General features: G+C 44.9%; 23 protein-coding genes. 16 read left to right on the plus strand and 7 right to left on the minus strand.

Annotated features, from left to right (window positions below; translation table 11 throughout):
• Positions 1–18: 18 nt before the first annotated feature.
• Complete coding sequence (gene purN, locus QUA20_RS13260) at positions 19–690, plus strand: phosphoribosylglycinamide formyltransferase (protein ID WP_333189277.1); 672 nt, start codon at positions 19–21, stop codon at positions 688–690.
• Between the two features lie 200 nt (positions 691–890).
• A complete protein-coding gene (locus QUA20_RS13265; protein WP_333189278.1) occupies positions 891–1,925 on the plus strand; it encodes a class I SAM-dependent methyltransferase in 1,035 nt (344 codons plus the stop codon).
• A 100-nt stretch (positions 1,926–2,025) separates the two neighbouring features.
• Here QUA20_RS13265 and rlmN read toward each other — a convergent pair whose 3' ends face one another.
• Positions 2,026–3,135, minus strand: coding sequence for a 23S rRNA (adenine(2503)-C(2))-methyltransferase RlmN (gene rlmN / locus QUA20_RS13270; protein WP_333189279.1), 1,110 nt, complete (start codon positions 3,133–3,135; stop codon positions 2,026–2,028).
• A 366-nt stretch (positions 3,136–3,501) separates the two neighbouring features.
• Here rlmN and lgt point away from each other — a divergent pair, with 366 nt between their 5' ends.
• The 4 genes from lgt (at position 3,502) to QUA20_RS13290 (ending at position 6,983) form a co-directional block, all read left to right on the plus strand.
• Complete coding sequence (gene lgt / locus QUA20_RS13275) at positions 3,502–4,395, plus strand: prolipoprotein diacylglyceryl transferase (protein WP_333189280.1); 894 nt, start codon at positions 3,502–3,504, stop codon at positions 4,393–4,395.
• Between the two features lie 120 nt (positions 4,396–4,515).
• Positions 4,516–5,322 (plus strand): precorrin-4 C(11)-methyltransferase, encoded by an 807-nt coding sequence (gene cobM, locus QUA20_RS13280; protein ID WP_333189281.1) that lies wholly within the window; start codon positions 4,516–4,518, stop codon positions 5,320–5,322.
• Between the two features lie 189 nt (positions 5,323–5,511).
• Entirely contained in the window at positions 5,512–6,351 is an 840-nt protein-coding gene (locus QUA20_RS13285; protein ID WP_333189282.1) for a dienelactone hydrolase family protein, read from the plus strand.
• 149 nt (positions 6,352–6,500) lie between these two features.
• Complete coding sequence (locus QUA20_RS13290) at positions 6,501–6,983, plus strand: flavin reductase family protein (protein ID WP_015178074.1); 483 nt, start codon at positions 6,501–6,503, stop codon at positions 6,981–6,983.
• A gap of 113 nt (positions 6,984–7,096) precedes the next feature.
• Here QUA20_RS13290 and QUA20_RS13295 read toward each other — a convergent pair whose 3' ends face one another.
• Entirely contained in the window at positions 7,097–7,618 is a 522-nt protein-coding gene (locus QUA20_RS13295) for a pyroglutamyl-peptidase I family protein (RefSeq protein WP_333189339.1), read from the minus strand.
• Between the two features lie 46 nt (positions 7,619–7,664).
• Between QUA20_RS13295 and hisH the strand changes: the two genes are divergently transcribed.
• The 9 genes from hisH to hpsP all read left to right on the plus strand — a co-directional run bounded on the left by hisH (position 7,665) and on the right by hpsP (position 16,592).
• Complete coding sequence (gene hisH / locus QUA20_RS13300) at positions 7,665–8,300, plus strand: imidazole glycerol phosphate synthase subunit HisH (protein WP_333189283.1); 636 nt, start codon at positions 7,665–7,667, stop codon at positions 8,298–8,300.
• A gap of 121 nt (positions 8,301–8,421) precedes the next feature.
• Entirely contained in the window at positions 8,422–8,964 is a 543-nt protein-coding gene (gene rsmD / locus QUA20_RS13305) for a 16S rRNA (guanine(966)-N(2))-methyltransferase RsmD (protein WP_333189284.1), read from the plus strand.
• Positions 8,965–9,222: 258 nt separating this feature from the next.
• Positions 9,223–10,683: a phosphoglucosamine mutase gene (gene glmM / locus QUA20_RS13310; RefSeq protein WP_333189285.1), complete on the plus strand. Its 1,461-nt coding sequence runs from the start codon at positions 9,223–9,225 to the stop codon at positions 10,681–10,683.
• Between the two features lie 191 nt (positions 10,684–10,874).
• Positions 10,875–12,521 (plus strand): glycosyltransferase family 39 protein, encoded by a 1,647-nt coding sequence (locus QUA20_RS13315; RefSeq protein ID WP_333189287.1) that lies wholly within the window; start codon positions 10,875–10,877, stop codon positions 12,519–12,521.
• Between the two features lie 18 nt (positions 12,522–12,539).
• Positions 12,540–13,514, plus strand: a complete 975-nt coding sequence (hpsN, locus tag QUA20_RS13320) for a hormogonium polysaccharide biosynthesis glycosyltransferase HpsN (RefSeq protein ID WP_333189288.1) — start codon at positions 12,540–12,542, stop codon at positions 13,512–13,514.
• Positions 13,515–13,551: 37 nt separating this feature from the next.
• Positions 13,552–14,721: a hormogonium polysaccharide biosynthesis glycosyltransferase HpsO gene (gene hpsO, locus QUA20_RS13325; protein WP_333189289.1), complete on the plus strand. Its 1,170-nt coding sequence runs from the start codon at positions 13,552–13,554 to the stop codon at positions 14,719–14,721.
• Positions 14,722–14,764: 43 nt separating this feature from the next.
• Positions 14,765–15,112: a hypothetical protein gene (locus QUA20_RS13330; protein WP_333189290.1), complete on the plus strand. Its 348-nt coding sequence runs from the start codon at positions 14,765–14,767 to the stop codon at positions 15,110–15,112.
• Positions 15,109–15,288: a hypothetical protein gene (locus tag QUA20_RS13335; RefSeq protein WP_333189291.1), complete on the plus strand. Its 180-nt coding sequence runs from the start codon at positions 15,109–15,111 to the stop codon at positions 15,286–15,288. Before QUA20_RS13330 ends, QUA20_RS13335 begins: the two co-directional genes overlap by 4 nt.
• A gap of 47 nt (positions 15,289–15,335) precedes the next feature.
• Positions 15,336–16,592, plus strand: coding sequence for a hormogonium polysaccharide biosynthesis glycosyltransferase HpsP (hpsP, locus tag QUA20_RS13340; protein ID WP_333189292.1), 1,257 nt, complete (start codon positions 15,336–15,338; stop codon positions 16,590–16,592).
• Between the two features lie 73 nt (positions 16,593–16,665).
• Here hpsP and QUA20_RS13345 read toward each other — a convergent pair whose 3' ends face one another.
• The 5 genes from QUA20_RS13345 to QUA20_RS13365 all read right to left on the minus strand — a co-directional run bounded on the left by QUA20_RS13345 (position 16,666) and on the right by QUA20_RS13365 (position 21,457).
• The gene (locus QUA20_RS13345) at positions 16,666–18,645 is read right to left on the minus strand and encodes a TerD family protein (RefSeq protein WP_333189293.1); all 1,980 of its coding nucleotides are present in this window, start codon (positions 18,643–18,645) and stop codon (positions 16,666–16,668) included.
• Positions 18,646–18,846: 201 nt separating this feature from the next.
• A complete protein-coding gene (locus QUA20_RS13350; RefSeq protein WP_333189294.1) occupies positions 18,847–19,014 on the minus strand; it encodes a hypothetical protein in 168 nt (55 codons plus the stop codon).
• Between the two features lie 33 nt (positions 19,015–19,047).
• Complete coding sequence (locus QUA20_RS13355; protein ID WP_333189295.1) at positions 19,048–19,614, minus strand: TerD family protein; 567 nt, start codon at positions 19,612–19,614, stop codon at positions 19,048–19,050.
• A 226-nt stretch (positions 19,615–19,840) separates the two neighbouring features.
• Positions 19,841–20,266 carry a DUF4359 domain-containing protein gene (locus tag QUA20_RS13360; RefSeq protein ID WP_333189297.1) on the minus strand — a complete coding sequence of 142 codons (426 nt, stop codon included), beginning with the start codon at positions 20,264–20,266 and terminating at the stop codon, positions 19,841–19,843.
• Positions 20,267–20,491: 225 nt separating this feature from the next.
• Positions 20,492–21,457 (minus strand): M48 family metallopeptidase, encoded by a 966-nt coding sequence (locus tag QUA20_RS13365; RefSeq protein ID WP_333109567.1) that lies wholly within the window; start codon positions 21,455–21,457, stop codon positions 20,492–20,494.
• 225 nt (positions 21,458–21,682) lie between these two features.
• On the opposite strand from QUA20_RS13365, the gene QUA20_RS13370 reads away from it, so the two are divergent.
• Positions 21,683–22,234, plus strand: coding sequence for an acireductone dioxygenase (locus QUA20_RS13370; protein ID WP_333189298.1), 552 nt, complete (start codon positions 21,683–21,685; stop codon positions 22,232–22,234).
• Positions 22,235–22,278: the final 44 nt, after the last annotated feature.

The following is a 22,278-nucleotide window of genomic DNA, read 5'->3' on the forward strand; positions in this document are numbered from 1 at the left end:
TCTAAAATCTAAAATCGAATGACCGCTAATCCAGTATCTGCTAATTCCAATGCCTGCCTGATTTCTCCTGAGATTGGCAAAAGCTTGATCGCGCCGGCCCATCCTCCATTAAAATTAGGAGTTTTAGCATCAGGAAGCGGCAGCAACTTCGAGGTAATTGCCCAAGCCATCCAAAACCAACAACTCAACGCTAAAATCCCAGTATTAATTTACAACAACCCCGAAGCCAAAGCCGCAACCCGAGCCGAAAAATACGGCATTCCCTCGATTCTGCTCAATCACCGCGAGTGCAAAAGCCGCGAAGAATTAGATACAAAAATTGTTAAAACTTTCCAAGAATATGATGTAGAATGGATAGTGATGGCGGGTTGGATGCGGATCGTTACCAAAGTTTTGCTCGATGCTTTTCCCGATCGCGTTATTAACATTCACCCCAGCTTACTGCCGAGTTTCCCAGGAATTCGCGCCGTCGAGCAAGCACTGGCCGCTAAGGTTAAAATCACCGGATGTACGGTGCATATCGCCCGTTTAGAAGTAGACAGCGGGCCGATTTTAATGCAGGCTGCGGTGCCAGTATTGCCTGATGATACCGCAGAAACGCTGCACGCGAGAATTCAGGTGCAAGAGCACAAGATTATGCTCGGTGCGATCGCACTTATTGCCGAATCCAATCGAAAATATTGTGACTAAAAACCTCACCAGTGCCGCATCTATCCCCGAATTGCCCGTCAGCGAATCACCCGAAACAGGCCCGCCGCTGACTCCGCCCAAAAACGGATAGTTGCGAATGACTTAAGTGCTGCAAAGATCAAAATTTTAGAGTCTTGTTCTAGATCCCAGATTCAATGCGAGAGTCAATCTAAAATCTAAAATCTAAAATCTAAAATCGAATGACAGACTCGCATCGCCTGAAATTAATTCTCAAAGAAAGGCTCAAAAAGAGCATCGGCATCAAGGGAGAATTCTATCTGCCTTGCTTGCCATCAATGCTAGACGACTATCTTAAATTACTGTCAGACTTCTTAAACATTCTGGGGCAAAACATCGACGCTGCCCAAACCGAAAACTTGCGAACATTAATCGCCAACGCCTTAGCAGAAGGATTCAAAAATTCCCCCCACGCTAATCTCATAGTCTCCTATTTTCCCGCCAATTCTCAAAGCGGTTTAGCTGGCGGTATTACTCTGAATACCAAGATTCAAGTCGAATCGATGGCCCAGAAATATCATAGCTGGCCGGATATTCGCCCCGAACCTTTATTCGGCAGCCATCCCGATGCCAAAGTTATCGCCACTGCCGCTGAATTAGGCGAACCGGGAAAAGCACCTATTTTAGATGTCGGTGCGGGCCCAGGGCGCAATAGTTTGCCCTTAGCAAGGTTAGGCCATTCCGTGGATGCGATCGAACTAACACCCATATTTGCCGAGAAACTATTAGCAGCAGCAACCGCCGAAAACTTGCCGATAAATGTCACCCAAGGCGACGTTTTAGACCCATTATTGAGGATGAAAACTTATCGGTACAAATTAGCCATCGCTACCGAAGTTCTCTCTCACTTCCGCTACCCCGAACAAGTCCGCCTGTTCCTCGGCAAAATGTCCGATGCCGTTTTAAGCGGCGGGTTTATCTTATTCAGTGCTTTCTTAGCTGTAGATGGGTACGAACCCGACGACATGGCCAAACAAATGTCTGAATTGTGTTGGTCTTATCTGATTACCAGACAAGAATTGCAAGCAGCAATAGAGGGTTTGCCCTTAGAAATTATTTCTGATGAATCTGTGATTGAATACGAACAAAAACATTTGCCTGACTCTGCGTGGCCGCCGACACCTTGGTTTGTCAGTTGGGCCAGCGGGCGCGATTTATTTCCCGTGCAACAAACACCGCCGTTAGAGTTGCGGTGGATACTTGTTAAACGCTTGTAAATAGTTAGTAGGGTGCGTCACAAAGTAGTTTATCGATGCTCGATCGAATAACGCTGTCTAACGCACCCTACGACAATTTTTAGCGGTTAAAAATCCAATCCTAAACCTCGGATGCCCGCAATTGTCCGCAGGCTGCATCTGCTTCTAAGCCGCGAGAATACCGCACGCTAACAGCAATTTTCTTTTCCTTCAAAACCGCAACAAAACTGTTAATTCGATTGGGAGTCGGTCGCTTATATTCAGCTTCCTGAATCGGATTGTAAGGAATCAAATTGACGTGACACTGAAAACCGCGCAAGTGAGTTGCTAACTCGGCTGCGTGTTCCGGCAAGTCATTCACACCTGCTAAAAGTACGTATTCAAAACTCAATCTGCGCCCTGTCGATCGCACATATTCCCGACATTCTGCTACTAACTCACCCAAAGGATAAGGGCGGGCGCTAGGAATTAACTCTTCGCGCAATCTTTGATTGGAAGCGTGGAGGCTGACGGCGAGGGTAACTTGCAGTTGATGTTCAGCTAGTTGGCTGATGCGATTGCGAATTCCTACTGTAGAAATGGTGATGTTTCGCTGTCCAATCCCTACGTCTTGATTCAAACACTTGACAGCAGCTACAACATTATCGAAATTCAGCAGGGGTTCGCCCATTCCCATAAATACGATGTGGCTGACTCGGCGGCCGAAATCTTGCTGTACTGTCAAGACTTGATCGACGATTTCGTGTTTTTCTAAATTGCGCTTGAAACCGCCTTTCCCAGTAGCGCAAAAGTCGCATCCCATCGCGCAGCCAACTTGGGCTGAGACGCACACAGTCAGCCGTTTATCGGTGGGAATGCCTACTGTTTCAATGATTTGACCGTCTGCCAATTTTAAGAGATACTTTACCGTGGCGTCTGGTGCGACCGATCGATAGTGAATGGTCGATCGCCCGATCGGAATTTTAGCAACAGTCTCGCGCCACTGTTTCGAGAATACAGAAATGTCAGAGATCGATCGCGCACCTTTCTCATAAATCCACTGGTACAACTGCTTTCCCCGATAAGCCGGTTGTCCCTGCTGCTGCACCCACTCCGTTAACTCAGCTAAACTCGCCCCCAGCAAGGGCGGAATTTTACCCGACTCAACAGCCAAAGCAGCAGTCTTGCGAGACTGATTCGCACCCTTGGAATTACCAGAAGAGTACACCTGAGAAACGGAAGTAGGAGACATAGGTCATCAGAAAATTTAAAGCCATCCTCCATATTAAAACTTCTCGACCAAAGCTGCCGTTAATCCTCCAGAAGGCACTTATGCAGAAAGCAGAAGGCGGAAACTCGATCCGGCTAAATCCCTTAATAAGGGCAAGTTTAAGAAGAATCCGGTTCCCCCCTTAAAAAAGGGGGGTTAGGGGGCTCTTATTGTGGACTCACAAAAAAAACTCCAGACAGCAATCTGCAAAATCAAGAATCCAGTTAATTTTTGGTAAAATTCCCCAAATATTGCGTGTAAATGACCGCAGCCACCTAAAATAAACTCTGGAGTTTGTTAAAGGGTGTGCAAATTTGACAGCTTTCCATCACAATTAATGCAACTTTTATGGTGCTAAATATTCTTGCGCTGCCCTTAGCGTTTCAATTTACATCGCCGGGCCCAATTATCTTTCAACTTGGCCCCGTAGCCATTCGCTGGTACGGGCTGTTAATAGCTTCTGCCGTCTTGATTGGGGTCAGTCTGTCGCAATACTTGGCCCAAAAACGCCGCGTCAACCCGGAATTGTTGGGTGATTTGGCAATTTGGCTGGTTCTGGGCGCTATTCCCTGTGCTCGAATTTATTACGTGGCTTTCGAGTGGCAGCAATACGCCCAGAGGCCAGAGGATATTATTGCGATTTGGAAAGGCGGAATTGCGATTCACGGGGCGATTTTGGGTGGCACGATCGCAGCTTTAATTTTTGCAAAAATTCAGCGAGTTTCTTTTTGGCAATTGGCAGATTTAATCGCGCCTTCGGCAATTCTCGGTCAGGCGATCGGACGCTGGGGAAATTTCTTTAACTCGGAAGCTTTTGGCAGTCCTACGGATTTGCCCTGGAAACTCTATATTCCCCCAAACAGCCGCCCGCCCGCCTACGCTAATTTTGAATACTTCCACCCCACATTTCTCTACGAATCCCTGTGGAATTTGACAGTATTTGGGTTGCTTCTGACTTTGTTTTTCCGCGATTTGCAGGGCAAAATTCGCTTAAAAACAGGTGCTTTATTTTTGGTTTATATCGCAGCTTACAGTTCCGGTCGAATCTGGATTGAAGGGTTGCGAACTGATAGTTTGATGTTCGGGCCGCTGCGGACGGCGCAAATGGTAAGCTTGACTGGGATTGTTTTAGGGTTGGGCGGGTTGGCTTGGCTTTATTTGGTCGATCAACCTTTACCCGATGTTGTCTCCCCCAATAACGATCGGGCAAATATCACTCAGAAATCCCCAGAGGATAAATAAAAAACCCCAGAGAGGTTAGTCTCTAGGGTTCAAAACCAGGGTGCATCTACCATCTCTTACTTCCAACCAAAATAGGTACATCCGGAAGCGTCCGTAAATTTAGCAAATTTTTTAGCAGCAATGAGTTTGAAAGAGATTGAAGCCCTAATTCCAGCAGTATACATTGTAGGTGCAGGCCCGGGAGACCCGGATTTGTTGACCGTTAAGGCTCAAAAATTACTGGCTGCTGCTGATGTCATATTATTTGCTGATTCGCTAGTCCCAGAGCAAATTTTGCAGGGGGTACGCGCGGATGCTGAAACGATCCAAACTGCCGATAAAACCCTCGAAGAGATTGTACCTTTGATGGTGCAACGAGTGCGCGACGGAAAAAGCGTCGTCCGCCTGCATTCGGGCGATCCCTGTCTCTACGGGGCCGTCGGCGAACAAATGCAAGCTTTGGCCTCCGAGGGAATTGCTTTTGAGGTAATCCCGGGAATTAGCGCTTTCCAACTTGCGGCGGCTAAACTTAAAATTGAGTTGACAGTTCCGGGAGTTGTGCAGACAATTATTTTGACGCGAATTAGCGGCAGAACCGAAGTACCGGAACGCGAAGAATTGGCGAGTTTAGCGGCTCATCAAGCGAGTTTGTGCCTGTATTTGAGCGCCCGCCATGTCGAACAAGCTCAAGCTAAATTGATGGAACATTACCCATCTGATTTGCCTGTAGCGATTTGTTATCGGTTGGGCTGGCCCGATGAAAAAATTGTGCTAGTTCCCCTTGACAAAATGGCTGTTGCTACGCGCGAAAATAATTTGATCAGAACGACAATGTACGTTATTAGTCCGGCGTTGGGAAAATCAGCAGAAGGGCGATCGCGCTTGTACCATCCAGAGCACGATCGGCTTTTCCGACCCTCGAAGGAAGTTCGGCAACGGATTTTGTAACGGATGTAACGGATGTCAGGAAAAAGAAAGTTCGGCAACGGATTATGTAACGGATGTAACGGATGTAACGGATGTCAGTCTCATGGAAGTCGGAAGAGGGAAGAAGGAGCAATTATGAAATAACCAACTACCAATTCCCAATTCCCAATTCCCCAATCTAAAATCTAAAATCTAAAATCTAAAATCGCCATGACTGATTTAACTCGCAGACAATTTATCACTGTCACCGCATTAAGCGCCGGATTTGCGTTAGCAGTTCATCCTATTGCGGCTGCCGTTATCAATACCGATGCTGCTGGTTTAATAGCAAGTGAGGTAAAGATTCCCGTCAAAGACGGCTCAATTCCAGCCTACAGAGCAATGCCAGCCAGCGGTAGCAATTTTCCAGTAATTTTAGTAATTCAAGAAATCTTCGGAGTTCACGCCCACATTCAAGATATTTGCCGCCGTTTTGCTAAATTAGGTTATTTAGCGATCGCCCCAGAAATGTTTGCCCGTCAAGGTGATGTTTCTAAAATTACCGACATCCAAGAAATTATTAGTAAAGTTGTCTCGAAAGTTCCCGACGCTCAAGCTATGTCCGATTTAGATGCAACCGTAGATTGGGCACAAAAGTCAGGAAAAGGCAATATTAATAAGTTGGGAATTACAGGATTTTGCTGGGGTGGCAGAATGGTTTGGCTGTACTCTTCCCACAACCCAAAAGTCAAAGCTGGAGTGGCTTGGTACGGGCGTTTGGTTGGCAATTCTACGGCTTTAACTCCCAAACAGCCGATCGACATTGCAGCAACTTTGAAAGTGCCTGTATTGGGGCTTTACGGCGGCAAAGACGAGGGAATTCCCAACGATACAGTCGAGAAAATGCGGGAAGTTCTCAAAACTGGCAGCAGCGGTTCCGAAATTGTGCTTTATCCAGATACGCCGCACGCTTTTAACGCTGACTATCGCCCCAGTTACCGGGAAAAAGAAGCTAAGGATGCTTGGAAACAGATGCAAGATTGGTTTAAGAAGCACGGAGTTGCACAATAGTTTTGAGTTGTTAATTTTGACTTAAAACTGGTGTCATGTTTGGGATCGAAAAAGGCAAGATTAGCGAATAGCCCTTAAGACAGGTGGGTTTGTGGGCCTGAGATTGGTAAACTGGGCGGTGTAGAATTATCGATCGAACAGGTAAGCCCGTGCTAGACGAACAAGCTAAAAAGACCATCTTGCGGAAAATCCCTCACGGATTGTACATCTGCGGTGTCAAAGACGGGGAGGAAGTCAACGGTTTCACCGCTAGCTGGGTGATGCAATCTTCCTTTACCCCTCCCTTAGTTGTCAACTGCGTCAAGCAAGACTCCAAATCCCACGCCATGATCAAAGCCAGCGGTGTCTTTGCTTTGAGTTTCCTAGAAGCAGGTCAAAAAGACTTAGCCCAAAAATTCTTCAAACAGCAGCGCCGCGTTGGCAATAAATTTGAGGATGTAGAATTTTATCCCGGCGCGGAAACTGGTTGTCCGATTATCTCGGATTCTCTGGGTTACATCGAGTGCAAAGTTGTCGGTGCTGTGGAACACGGGGATCACACGGTTTATGTGGGAGAAGTTTTGGCCGCAGGCGTCCACCGCGAGGGCAATCCGTTGCTGCTAGAAAGCACCGGTTGGAATTACGGCGGCTAAAGACTTGGCAGTTGGGAGTTGTTAGTAAAAAAAACTAACACTGAGAAACCCGGTTTCTTTAAAAGTCCGGGTTTCTGAACACTAAACAAATTTTTATGTTGAATTAGAGCGACCTATTTATTAATTGCGAGAGTTAGGCGACGCATAACTAATAAAAAATCAGCGACAATTCTGTCAGCGTTATCGGGAGTTAAAATTGGTACGTGGACGAAAATACATTTAGCGGCTATTTGAGAATCGCAAATATGTTTTAAAACCGCATAATACAGGGCTTCGCAAACAAATTTTCCGGCTTCGTGACTGATTTCTGTTGCAGCTAAATCAGCGACTAGCGGTTCGAGATTAACTGCGGTTTTCCGAATGTCGCTATCGCAGCAAGCGCAGGATTCTACGGTTAATTTTTGCCGACTTTCGGCCATGCCGCAGCAGATAATAGTGTCTGGTTGAAGTTGGTTGATTTGGGCGATCGCCAAATTCGGTGCTAGCTGAAAATCTACTGGCAGTTTCCTCAAAAAAGTCAGGGAATCAGGCAAAGATTTTATCTGGGAAATCTTGGCTAATAAGTCGTCCGAAGAGTTGGATTTCTGATGGGGAAGCCAAGTATCAAATGAGGTTAGCAGGATTTTCGCCGTCATATTTGTGCAATAATACTGATATTGATAATATAAGGCAAGTAAGTCAATGTCTGTCATTGCAGTAATAGACTATGGCATGGGCAATCTGCACTCAGTCTGTAAAGGCTTGGAAAATGTGGGTGCAGTGCCAAAAATTACAGATTCTCCTGCTATAATCGAGCAGGCTGATGCGGTGGTTTTGCCGGGAGTTGGTTCGTTTGACCCGGCAATGCAGAATTTACGATCGCGCAATTTGATAGAACCGATAAAAAGGGCGATCGCCTCGGGAAAACCTTTTTTAGGCATTTGTTTGGGTTTGCAAATTCTGTTTGAAAGTTCCGAAGAAGGTGTAGAACCTGGATTGGGCGCTATTGCGGGAAAAGTGCGCCGATTTCGCTCGGAACCGGGTTTGACAATTCCCCACATGGGATGGAATCAATTGGAATTTACTCAGCCGGATTTGCCGCTGTGGCAAAATTTACCGTCCGATCCTTGGGTTTATTTCGTGCATTCTTATTATGTCGATCCAGTTGATTGGGAAGTGCGATCGGCAATGGTGACTCACGGCAGTCAAAACGTGACGGCGGCTATAGCTAAAGACAATTTGATGGCCGTACAATTTCACCCGGAAAAGTCTTCGAGTACGGGATTGCAAATGCTGTCAAATTTTGTCAGTCTGGTGAGGGAAAAAGTACCTGCTTAGGTGGCATGAGTCTTGAAAAACCCGGTAGATTGCCGAAACCGGGTTTGACATTTTTAAAAGTCATTTTCCTTCTTCCTTCTTCCTTCTTCCTTCTTCCTTCTTCCCTCTTCCTTCTTCCTAAATGACTTTAAGAATCTGTGGCAACCGCCAAATAAAAACCCTGCCGGGACTCGCAACTCGCCCTACACCTTCGCGAGTCAGAGAAGCTTTATTTAATATTTGGCAAGGGACGATCGCAGATTGCAGATGGCTTGACATTTGTACCGGCAGCGGTTCGATGGGTGCAGAAGCTTTGTGTCGGCAAGCCGCGAGTGTCACTGGCATCGAACAGTCGGCGAAAGCTTGTGCGATTATCCGCGAAAACTGGGAGCAAGTAGCAGACTCGTCCCAAACATTCCAAATACTGCGGGGAAACGCGACGGCGAAATTGGCAACATTAGCGGGGCAGCAGTTCGATCGCATTTACTTCGATCCGCCCTACGCCAGCGATTTGTACGAACCTGTGTTAAACACGATCGCCAGCCAAGAAATGCTAGCACCAAACGGCGAAATGGCCGTCGAACACAGCCCGGAGCGATCGATACAACCGATTTCCGGTCTAGAAATTTGCCGCCATAAAATATACGGCAATACAGCATTAACCTTCTATACCCGCAGTTACTGATAGGCTCAAACCGCAGCAGCGTCACTCCTGGAGACAGAAAGAAACCGGGTTTCCTGGCGTTGGCGCGCCCTCGGGACTAAAAGTTTTTCCATTGCGTACAATACAAATTTTTCCGATGAAGTTAAGCTTGGTGCGTAGGTTGTCAGAGCAAGTTGCCTCAGCAATTGACGAAATAAATGGAGTTTAGGCTGAAAATAAAGACTTTCAGTTGTAACATGAACCCAAAGTGTGAGTGTGAATATTCCTAAAGGAGTGAATATGGTTCAGACACCTTCGCGCCCTCGTGGCAGCGAGTTTCCGGCTGCTAACTCGGTACAGCCAGTCAAACGGGATACGATTCTGGTGGGAGATAGCCTCCCCCTGCCCAATACCAAACTCTTCGGCACAGACGGCATTCGCGGGAAAGTTGGAGAATTGCTGAATGCACCCTTAGCGCTGCAAGTGGGCTTCTGGGCTGGACAAGTTCTACGCCAAAATACCTCCAACCAGGGGCCTGTGATTTTGGGACAAGACAGCAGGAATTCCAGCGATATGCTGGCAATGGCACTGTCAGCGGGTTTGACAGCCGCCGGTTTAGAAGTTTGGAATTTGGGCTTGTGTCCCACTCCCTGCGTTGCTTATCTGGCAAGCATTTCGGAGTCTGTCGGCGGAGTGATGATTTCGGCTTCTCACAATCCCCCAGAAGACAACGGCATTAAGTTTTTCGGCTCAAACGGCTCGAAGCTGTCGCAGCAGTTGCAGGAACAAATCGAAGCGGGAATCCGGGGGGCAAAGGTTCCGGTTGCTAGCTTGGGTTGGGGGCAGCACTACCATCGGTCTGAGTTGATTAAAGATTATGCCACTTCGCTCTGTGATTCGCTGCAAAAGATGAATTTGGAGGGAATGCGAATAGTTTTGGATTTGGCTTGGGGGGCGGCTGCGGGTTTGGCGCCGGCGGTGTTCGCACAAATGGGGGCGGATGTGATCTGTTTGCACGACACTCCTGATGGATCTCGTATTAATGTTAACTGCGGTTCTACTCATCTCGACAGTTTGCAAGCCGCGGTTTTGGAACACAATGCTGATTTGGGATTTGCTTTTGACGGCGATGCCGATCGAGTTTTGGGTGTTGACAACCAAGGTCGAGCGATTGACGGCGATTACATTCTTTATCTGTGGGGCCGGCAGTTGCGCGACTCCCAACAGTTACCGTCCAATTTAATTATTTCTACTGTAATGGCTAACCTCGGCTTCGAGCGAGCTTGGGAAGAATTGGGCGGCAAACTAACTAGAACGAACGTGGGAGATCAGTACGTTCACGCTGAAATGCAGCGCACCGGTTCGATGTTGGGCGGCGAACAATCTGGACATATTCTTTGTCCGCATTACGGTGTCAGCGGCGACGGTTTGCTAACAGCTTTGCATTTGGCTTCGCTGGTGCGCCAGTCCGGGCAATCTTTGGCACAATTGGTAAGTGGCAGTTTCCAAACTTATCCGCAGTTGCTGCGAAATATTCGGGTGGACGATCGCGAAAAACGCCTGAAATGGCACGAGTGCGAGGCAATGCAAAGTGCGATCGATCGTGCTACAACTGCAATGGGAGAACAGGGACGGGTTTTGGTTCGCGCTTCAGGCACTGAACCGCTAATGCGAGTTATGGTGGAAGCTGCCAGCGCCGAATTAGCTAATTTCTGGACTGAAAATTTAGTTTTAGCCGTTCAGCAACACATAGCTATCTGATGGAAATGGGGAATTAGCCTGAAGGAAGAAGGGAGAAGCGAGAAGGCAGAATGAAGAAGGCAGAATAAAGAATCCTCTAGAGAAATATAGAACCGATTGAAACTGATTTCTCATTCTTTATTCCCTCATTCTCCTTCCCTCTCTCCTAAATCACTAAATCCTTCTTTCTTCATTTCCCCATTTCTGATTTTATGAATAGCAAATCAATTCAAAAGGGGCGGTGGCATCGAATTTCGTTAAAAGTTTTAATTGTCGTCATATTAATAACGGGGATATTTTTTCGATTTACTAACCTCGATCGCAAAGTCTACTCCTTCGACGAATCTATCACCTCGCTGCGAATTTCTGGCTACACCTGGACGGAAATGGTGCAGCAAGATTTTCAAGGCAAAACAATTAGCATCGAAGATTTGCAGCAGAAATACCAGCAGATAAATCCCGAAAAAAGTTGGTTGGATACTGTTAAAGGTTTAGCTACAGAAGAACCTCAACTGTCCCCACTGTATTTTATTTTAGCCAGATTTTGGGTGCAGTTGTTCGGTCCGCAAGTGGCAACTGTCAGAAGTCTTTCAGCTTGGATTAGTTTGTTAGTTTTCCCCAGCATTTATTGGCTGTGCTGGGAATTATTTCGCTCTGAGTCTGCGGGATGGGTGGCTGTTACAATCGTCGCTGTTTCACCCTTTCACGTCTTGTACGCGCAAGAGGCAAGACCGTACATGATGTTTGCAGTCCTCGTCTTGCTGTCGAATGCAATTCTGCTGCGGGCGTTAGCGAAGCCCTCGAAGAGGATCGCCCTACAAAATTCTCCCGCCACATCTAAATTGAGCAAGGCTGTTTGGTCTATTTATGCGATCGCCTTGACTTTAGGACTTTATTCTAGTTTATTATTTTTTTTAGTAATATTTGCCCACGGCATCTATGTAATTTTAACTGAAAATTTGCGTTTTTGCAAGACATTAATTGCTTATTTACTAGCTTCAGCGGCGGCAACAATCCTTTTTGCTCCTTGGATTTGGATATTATTTTGTAACGCGCCAAAAATCGAGGCAACAGTAGGCTTACCCCGCATTTCCCTGTCTTTCCTATCTTCACTTAAACCTTTAATTCTCATCACCTGCCGAATGTTTATCGACACGCATTGGGCGGGCGGAATTATCAAATTGTGTTCGAGCGGTATTGCTACAAATTTAATCAGACTGATTGTAGCCGCACTATTGCTGTTAGCGATCGCACATTCAATATACTCACTCTGCCGTTCAACTCCCAAACGAGTTTGGCTGTTTGTATTGACAGCGATCGGAATTACAGCGATAGTATTGATAGCAGTGGGAGGCGTTGCCGATCGCTATCTGGTTCCCTATATTTTAGCAATCCAGATAGCTGTTGCCTACCTATTTACGGTTAAAATTGCAGTCGCTACCAATTCCCGACAACAAAAACTGTGGCAGCTCGGTTTAATAGTGCTAATATCGAGTGAAATAGTTTCTTGTGCCGTCAGCTCACAGTCACAACTTTGGTGGAACAAATATCCTTCTAGCACTAAATACAATCCCCAAATAGCCGCAATTGTCAATCAAGCCCAAAAACCTTTAGTAATCACTCACGGAGGCAACAACATCACAGGAAAAATACTGTCTGTCAGCTATCTGCTAAAGCCGCAAGCACAGCTTTTGCTAGCAGTTAAACCTGAACAAGTAAAAATTCCTGATGGTTTTAGCGATGTATTTCTATACAGAGCTACAGAAGCATTACAATGTGAACTAGAAAAAGTGCAAAAATATAAAATCACACCAATTTACCAGCCGGGCGATGTTTGGCTTTGGCGTGTAGAGAAATAAGGAAAGTGGCAACTGCAAATGATGATTTCTGTTGTGATACCCACCTACAACCGCGAGCAACCCCTGCGAGAGACATTGGCTGATGTGATTCGGCAAAATTACCAGAATTTTGAAGTGCTGGTAATCGATCAAACTCGCACCCACGAATCGGCAACTCAAGTTTATTTAGAGGAATTGGCAAATGCTGGCAAAATTCGGTGGTTTCGAGTAGATTGGGCGAGTTTGCCGGGAGCTCGAAACTATGCAGTGCGGCGCGCAGTTGGAGAGATTATTTTATTTATTGATGATGATGTACAATTGCCAGATGGTTTTTTGGCGGCTCACGCTGACAACTATTTAGAAAAACCTGATGTGGGATGTGTGGCGGGCAGGGTTTTTGACAGAATGAAATTGGATTTTTCTGGAGGCGATTTGGCGATCGAATATTTGCCCTCAGAAGCGATGGATGCAGGCATTGCCTGGTATTTTATCGATTTGGTACATACAGTAAAACCGCAGCAGGTGCTCTCGGCTAGAGGCTGCAATATGTCATTTCGCAGGCAGGTTTTTGCCGAGTGCGGGCTGAGGTTTGACGAGCGATTTGTAGGGAGTGCGGTACGGGAAGAGTCGGATTTTTGTTTGAGATTGCGATCGACTGGCATGAAAATTTGGTACGATCCCAATGCGTGTTTAGTTCACTTTGGGGAAGAGAGCGGCGGATGTCACGATGTCAGCACGCGATCGATCGAATATCAAGTCACATTTTATCACAATCACTTTCTAATGGGATTGACAAATTTAACAGCTTTTCAATGCCTGCGATTTTTTGCCAAACTCTTTGACTGCCACGTTTTGGGGAATCCGCCTTGCCATAAAAGCCGATCGCCCATTAAAATTATCGTTCGATTTAGTTTTTATCTCCTCGGTTTTATGAGTGTCCTCAATACATTAATTCAGTCTCTATGGAACGACGGACAAATTTACACCCGTCAAGATAATATTAACGGTAAATAATTTTTATTACCAATTTCCAATTACCACTGAATAAAAAATGAGAATCCTCGTTGCCAGCCACACCTATATTGTGGACATAAATCGGGCAAAATTGAAAATTTTAGCAAACCTCGAACCCAATATTGAAGTAACAGTTGCAGTGCCGCAGCGTTGGAAACCCGGAGGCGTACAAAATAAAATTATAGAAACACAATTCTGTCAAGAAGGCTCATTTAAAGTAGTCGCAGTCTCCAATTACAGCCAGAACAATCAAGGACTGCTAACATTTGGTACTGATTTAATTGAAATATTAGAAAAGTTTAGACCGCAGATTATCCAAGTTGAACAAGGTTCAAAATCCCTCGCTTGCGCGCAATTAATATTCTTAAATAAACTGCTCAAACTAAAAGCAAAAAATATATTATTTACCTGGTGGAATCTGCCTTATAAATTGAAGTGGCCTGTTTCACTCTTAGAAAATTACAATCTTCAGCACACCGACGGAATTATTGCAGGGAACTTAGATGGATCTAAAATTTTGCGGCAGCGAGGCTATCAAGGTGCGGTGAAAGTAATGCCACAACTCGGAGTAGATGAAACTTTGTTTCGCCGCACTGGTAAAGACGCTGATTTATCCCGCAGGTTCGGCATTAAACCGACAGATTTTGTGGTAGGATTTGTAGGGCGATTTGTCGAAGAAAAAGGATTGTTCACTTTAGCTGAGGCCTTGGCAGGGTTGAAAAAACTCTCTTGGAAGTGGCTGTTAGTAGGACAAGGAAAATTGCGGATGCAACTCGCAGAAAAATGTATTGAATGGGGAATCAGCGACCGAATAATTTGGGTAGAAAGCGTTTCGCACGAGGAAATCCCCCCCTACATTAACTTAATGAACTGTTTGGTATTGCCCTCGCAAACCAGCTATAAATTCAAAACTTTGACCGCAGTGGGCTGGAAAGAACAATTCGGTCACGTTTTAATCGAAGCGATGGCCTGTAAAATTCCGGTTATTGGTTCCGACTGCGGGGAAATTCCCCACGTCATCGGCGATGCGGGGTTAGTATTCCCCGAGGGAAATGCAGGGGTTTTGCGAGAGTGTTTGCAGCAATTGATGGAGCTGCCGGAGTTGGCGGCAGATTTGGGCGATCGGGGTTATCATAGAGCGATGAGCAATTATACCAATAAAGCTTTAGCTGACCAGTTGTTGGAATTTTACAAAGAATTGTTGTAATTTTTAGTAGTAGAATGCAAGTGTTAAATAAAAGCTCTGGTAAATGTCTATTCCTTCCGACATACGACCTTTGGTAGACGAACTCTACCAGGTACTGCACGATACCGAACGCCAAGCAACGCAGGGACTTTTTGCACTTAGAAGAGCAATGTCTCTTTTTCCCCAGAATGAAATACTGATGCAATATTTTTCTTCCATCACCAATTTTCAATTCAACGTAGCAGGTACTCGCTTACAAGCAGAGCACATTGTGGGCAATGTATTGCTGGCTGGTGTGCCCGATGAAGAGGTTAAAAAAGCAACAGATTATTTAGCAGCCTTGCTACATATGGCTCCAGAATCGAAAATTATGATTGACAAAGTAGTTGAGAGATTAGAAGCATTGCCATGAAACAATTACCAGATGAAATCCAACTCCTGGAAATCCTTGAAATTGTGAAAGCTGCGGAAGCAAAAGCCAGTGAAATGTATGAATTTTCCAAGACAATGGCTCACAATACCCAAATTACAGCAACAAAGAGAGAGGAAGCTGAACAGCTAGACGGGCAACCTTTTCCAGATAATTAAATTTGTAATGGGAGATGTTGGTATGTGGATTTAAATAACTATCCCTGATGCGGATTCTCCAAATTATTCCCTCAATTTCCCTAGTCTACGGGGGGCCCAGTCAAATGGTACTCGGACTTTCTGCGGCCCTGGCTTCCCGAGGTGCTGATGTCACAATTATCACCACAGATTCTAACGGAGATATCGGTCAAATTCCCTTAGATGTCCCCTTAAATCAAGCCATCAAACAAAACGGTTATCAGATTATTTATTTCCGCTGTTCTCCGTTTCGTAGATATAAGTTTTCTCTGAGTTTATTGCAGTGGTTGAATGAAAATGCGAAACAATTTGACCTCGCCCACATTCACGCTTTATTCTCGCCAGTAACTACCTTTGCTGCCACAATTGCTAGATATCGCCACTTACCGTATATTATCCGTCCCTGCGGTATGCTTGACCCCGCCGATTTGCAGAAAAAAAAGCGCTTAAAACAGATTTATGCAGCAGTTTTAGAACGTCCTAATTTAGCAGGGGCCGCCGCAATTCACTTCACAAGTAAAGAAGAAGCTAAAATCTCAAAAAGATTTGGTGTGGGGAGCACAGGCAAGATGCCTGTGCCACGGGATTTGGACTTCACAGGCAAGATGCCTGTGCCACGAGATTTGGTGATTCCATTGGGGGTGACAGCAGGTTTGTTTCCTAAGAGATTGCGGCAATCTCAAGTGCCAATCATCTTATTTATGTCGCGCATTGAACCTAAAAAAGGGCTTGATTTGCTAATTCCAGCATTAGAAAGTATTTTAGAAGCCGGCATAGAGTTTCACTTTATTTTAGCAGGTTCTAATCCGCAAGATGCTGATTATGAAACAAAAATTAAAGTGCAAATTCATAATTCAAGCTTAGCAAAATACACAACAATAACTGGCTTTGTGAGCGGTGATTTAAAAGTGGAACTGTTGACAAAGGCAGACTTATTTGTATTGCCTTCTTATTACGAAAACTTTGGCATTGCTGTAGCGGAAGCGATGGCCGCCGGTGTACCTGTCGCTATTTCCGATCGCATACATATTGCCGAAGATATACAGCAAGCAGAGGCTGGTTGGGTGGGGCCTTTGGAAATAGGGGCCATCGCCAATTCAATCAAATCAGCACTTCTGAATCCACAGGAGCGCCAGCGGCGGGGATTGAACGGCAAAGAGTATGCCGAAAAGCATTATAACTGGGAGGCGATCGCCAAGCAAACCATCGATGCTTACCAGCAGATTTTGTCATCTATAGCAGAAGGAAGAAGGAAGAAGGAAGAAGGAAGAAGGAAGAAGCAATAAAATCCATCGTTTCAGCCATTAACAACGTCCTAACCGTCTTGGCGGTTGCTATATTAACTAATGCGAGTGAGGTTTATCTTCTGCTTCTTCTCCTGCTGCGAGTTCTTGTGCTGCTGCTATCTAAATTTTCAGGTGCTATTTTTTCGGGGCTGCTATTGCTTTTAACATCAGTAGAACCCGAAATTGAGGCATCGATCGCCGATTTTCTTCTAATTATAATCGGAACATTAACAGAGCGACCGCAGGGTCTGCCGAAGGAGTCTATGTTCCTTCGATAATCGCAGATTGCAGCCTGTACATTCGGTTCTTGACAATCATTAATAAAGCTTTGTGCTAGTTTGTAATTATTTCCGTCTCCCTCCTTTAAGAAAAGTTCTCCCGCTTGTTGAAAGTCTGCTACTGCTGGCGATTTTGTTCCCAGCATACAGCGAATAGCACCTCGTTCCAAATAAGCCAAACCATAATTAGGATTAACGCGAATAGCTTGTTCGTAATCCCCGATCGCCTTTTGCTTGTTTCCCAATTCATAGTATGCTTGACCGCGACCGAAATAAGCTTCTGCCAAGTTAGGATTAAATTGCAGCGCTCGATCGTAATTGTAAATTGCCTGCTGCTTGTTTCCCTGTTTGGAAGTAGCAATCCCTAATCCGAGGTAAGCTTGAGGTATGTTCGGATTCAGCGCTAAAGCCTGAGTAAAATTGGCGATCGCTCCAGGAACATCTCCCTTTTGAACTTTCAAAGAACCTTGGTTGCTGAAAGTTGCGGCTTTTTGAGCGATCGCCACTCTTTGACCGATCGCAGCGCGATTGGCCCGGTAATTAGATAACTTATTTTGAGCTAGATTATAAACAGGTGTACGTGAATCGATCGCTTCTAAAAGTGCGATCGCCTGTTGCCATTTACTTTGCGACTGATGCCAAACTTCCATCGGATGAGGCGGTTTTTGCACAACTACTGCAGCTTCCATCGCCAATTGTTGAGCTTTTTCTAGACTTTCTGCCGCCTGTAAGTTTTGCGCTACTGGAACCAAACTCGGGCGCAGTTGCAGCAAATCTGCTCTAGCTTGTTGATACGCAAAGCCGGGGAAGTTAGGAATTTTCTCTAAATTGGCGATCGTTTCTTTAAGTCGTCGATCGAAACTTCTGAGCAGATTTACATCGGTGACTTTCCCTGCATTCTGCGTTTCAACTGCCAGTATTTTCGCTTGCTTCAGCGTTTCATTTCCCGATCGCATAACGGCGCTCATCCCTGCACCTGTTCCCAACATCAAAACGCCTAAACTTGCTAATAAAGCTGCGGGTATTTTGCGGCTTCGCGAATTATTAACTTGATTGTTTAGTCGTGATGGTTGTACCCTTCGAGTCTGACGAGATTGTTCCGCTTCCGGTTCTGAATCCACCTCCAACTCCCAAGTCGGCAACTGCAAATCATCTGCTGCTGTTCCCGCTGTCAACTCCCTACTAATGGGAGCAATATTATTGCTATTTCCGCTGTCATACTTGTCAACCAAACTCTGCAATCCTGCTTGATATCCTTCTCCTACCGCCTGAAATCTCCACTCTCCATTCTTTCTATACAAACGACCAAACTCTACAGCAGTCTCTCGCGAAAAATTCTCTTTTAATTCATACCGAACAAGTTCGCTTCCCGTATCCAAATTGCTAATTTTGATAAAAGCATTTTTGATATTGCTAAAATTTGCATTGATTTTATTTGCTTCGTGAATAGTGGCAGCAAAAGTCACTTCCTCAATTTCAGGATTAATTTTCTCTAAAATAACGCCGTAAATAGTCTTATTCTCTTGACCTCGGTTATTTTTGTCAGAAATCGATTGCAGTACCGAACCGTCACAGGATTGCAGATTATTATAAAAGATAAAATATTTATCGTTAGGTAGTTTGCCGTCAGAACCTAGCATAAACGCAGAGACATCAATCTCGTAACTTTGTCCTGACTCTGTCGCCTGCCAACCGAGGGCGATCGCCAGTTTTTTTAAACCAGGCACTTTTTTAGAGATATTAAATCTCTCACCCTTACTTAATTGCATTGCCATCTGCTTATTTGTTAAACCTAAAATTTTATATTCCTAATCTTAATGTTACGTGGCACAATAAGTTCTTTAATTAATGAAATTTAACAGAGTTTCTCTAATCGCGGGCTTGATTAAAAATATCTGCTGCCTGTATCTGAATTTATTGAGATTTACTTAGAGAGAATTACCTAAGTAAAAACCGGAATTTCTGCCCCAAGCGGTTTATACAATTGAACTTAATTTGACATTAGTTGGGAGCATTTTCAAAACTAGGTAGCAAGGTAACAAATTTACCAAAATCTCCAGACGAAACTGTTCCGCTTCCGGTTCTGGCTTCACGTCCAACTCCCCAGCCGGGAACTGCAAATCATCTGCTGTTCCCGCTGCCAACTCGTTAGTAATTGGAGCAATATTATTACTGTTTTAGCTGCAATACTTGTCAACAAAACTTTGCAATCCAGCTTGATATCCTGCTCCTACCGCCTGAAACCTCCACTCTCCATTTTTTCTATACAAACGACCAAATTCTACAGCAGTCTCTCGCGAAAAATTCTCTTTTAATTCATACCGAACCAGTTCGCTTTTCGTATCCAAATTGCTAATTTTGATAAAAGCATTTTTGATATTGCTAAAATTTGCATTAATTTTATCTGCATCGTGAATAGTCACAACAAAAGTTATTTCCTCAATTTCAGGATTAACTCTTTCTAAGATAACGCCGTAAATAGTCTTATTCTCTTGACCTTGGTTGTTTGTTTCAGGAATCGATTGCAGTACCGAACTGTCAAAGGATTGCAGATTATTGTAAAAGATAAAATATTTATCGTTAGGTATTTTGCCGTCAGCACCTAGCATAAACGCCGAGACATCAATCTCGTAGCTTTGTCCTGCCTCTGTCACCTGCCAACCGAGGGCTATCGCCATTTTTTTTAAACCGGGCGCTTCTTGAGAGATATTAAATCTCTCACCCTTACTTAATTGCATTGCCATCTGCTTATTTGTTAAACATTAAACTTTATAGTGTTAATGTTAATATTAAGTGGCACAATAACTTTTCATATTTAATAAAACTTAATATTTGGCTTTAATAGCGGGCTTGATTAAAAATATGTGCTGCCTGTATCCGAATTTATTTAGATTTACTTATATATAATTACGCAAGCAAAAACCGGGCTTTTTACAAAACCCGGTTTCTACAATTAAACTTAATTTGAGATTAGTTTTGAGCATTTTCCGAACTAGGTGGCAGCGTCACGAAATTGCCAAAAGCTCCAACAGTTTGATAGCTTTTTTTGCCTAATTCAGTTGTGTAAATACTGGCTACGCCTAAATTTTGACGCTGCGTTGTATTGTCGAGCAAGCCTTCGATCGTGTCCCGTTGCGAAGTCAGTAAATTCTTGCAACTGCCGATCAAAGTATCTGTAATGCCGCTCAAAGCTTTCGGAACGCGAGAATCTTTGCACACAGTGCTTTCCAACTCGGTTTCGAGTACGCCGGAAGCATAAGTTAGGTATTTGTCTCTCCCAGGATTTGTAAATGCCATGCCGGCGGCCAGAAGAGTCAGGGCGAGCGCGACTTTTCCCACATTGCCGAAAAAATTAGAAGTTGGCTTCTTAGTATTCATTGCGTTATCAATAATCATTTTTTTTAGCCCCGTTGATTTATAAGCTTCTCTTGATTTAAACTACACCTCCTCAGAAACAGATTTCCGAAAGGAGGGGACAGTTTTTAGATTGGAGGCCAGTTGCGAGTAAGTCTCTGACTGGTTTACCTTCCTTTTACGTTTCTCCCTCCCTCAAATCCGGTAAATCTTCAACAAAACATTTAGCCGGTTCCCAGGCAGAGCCTGGAAACGAGGAATTTAAACTTAGTTTCGCTTTGATTTTTGCCGATCGATCTCCCGCTGCAACTCTTCAATTTGACGGCGCAAAGCCTCCGTCTCGCTGTTAGGCGTTTGGGACTTCACATCAACCGCACCCTCAGCTACAGCCCGCTTGTAGTTCCCCAGCTTAATTTGGCGGTATTCCTCGGAACTTGCCCAGTCTCGCAAATACCGCAGGCGTTCCACCGGGAAAGGGTGACTCAGCATCACGCCTTGCCCGCCGTTGTAAAGTAAAAACTTATACACTTGGTTGAGATTGTCTCGATCGAGCTCTTGATAGTTGTCAGACTGGCGGATAAATTCTTGCAAACTGCATTGGTCAGCATATTTACTGCTAACTCCCGCAAGTTTCATCATCGTCTTCATCACACTGTTTAAGTCATCCGTCACCAACAAAGCCGCCCGGTCTGCCGATAATTCAGCCTTGCGACGCCACTCGTAAAAAGCGTAAATTAAACCGCTGCCGACCATATTTCCCAGCCCGAAAGTCATCTCGCCAATTGTCGATGCAACGCTCATCGCCCACGTCGCCATTTGATTTAAAGTTGGATGACCGCATTTAATGTGTCCCAACTCGTGAGCCAATACTACCCTAATTTCTGGCTCTTCCAACAAGTCTAAAAGACCAGTGTTTAATACTACATAAGGCTGGTTTTTCCCTAGGGCATAGCTGTTAACTGAGGGATTCTGAGAAACAAACAAACCAGGTTCTGGAAAAACATCTAAATCCTGCAAGCACTCCCGAAATATATGATAAATGCTGGCATATTGGCGTGGGCCGACTTGAATGCTATTTCCCATTAGGTAAACGAATTGCGGTCGTTCGTAGACAAATTCTACAAATTTGCTGGCAATTAAGTCAAATCCAGGTACGCTGCGCAGCGCTTCCTCAGCTTGCCGATCGAGGGGATGCTGAAATGCTTCGCTAGAAATTCCAGTATAAGTAGGCATAGTTGTTGCAAAAATTACATTTAAGATATCAGTAATGCCATCGCTGCTGGTGCTAGCTGGCGCCTGACTTATAATATTATCGCGACAAATATTGAACTGTTGTGGAACAGGCCGGAAAGCCTGTTCAAATTAGCGTTAAAATTGGGATTCTGGTACAGGCGCGATCGACAAACATCTTTCGCTGTGTCTGTTTATCGCCTCATCCAAAAATTGGAACGTGCAAAAATGGCTATCCTGCAACTCGAAAACGGTACAACCTACACTCAATTAAGCGACATTGCGCGCGAACTCGCGCCTTTAAACATTCAACTCAACCGCTGGCCCGTGGGTGACAGCGCTGAAATTCAAAATTTGTTAGCGAAAGATGCTCTTGACGACAATCAAAAAGAGCAAGTGCTGCAAGCTCTCGACGGCTACTTTCAACAGCTAAACCAAAGTGCAGGCTATCAGGATCGCGACTTACTCGTACTGCACCCAGACATTCCCAACCTCGACACCATGCTGTCCAAATTCAACAAGTGCCACATCCACGCCGATGATGAAGTCCGCTATATCGTAGCAGGCGAGGGCATTTTCGGCTTCGTGCGGCCCGACGGCAGCCAAGTCGAACTCACAGTGCAGCCGGAAGAATTTATCAACGTGCCGGCGAATACAGAACATTGGTTTTATTTGACAGCAGCCCGGAAAATTAAAGCTGTGCGCTATTTTACCACCAAAGAAGGCTGGACGCCTGAGTATACCGATACGGAAATTCGATCGCGTTTAGCTGCTGTTTGAACAGACTTGACGGTTGACAGTTGACATTTGACGGCAATCTTCAA

Source organism: Microcoleus sp. Pol7_A1, from assembly GCF_036701085.1.
Lineage (GTDB): Bacteria > Cyanobacteriota > Cyanobacteriia > Cyanobacteriales > Microcoleaceae > Microcoleus > Microcoleus asticus.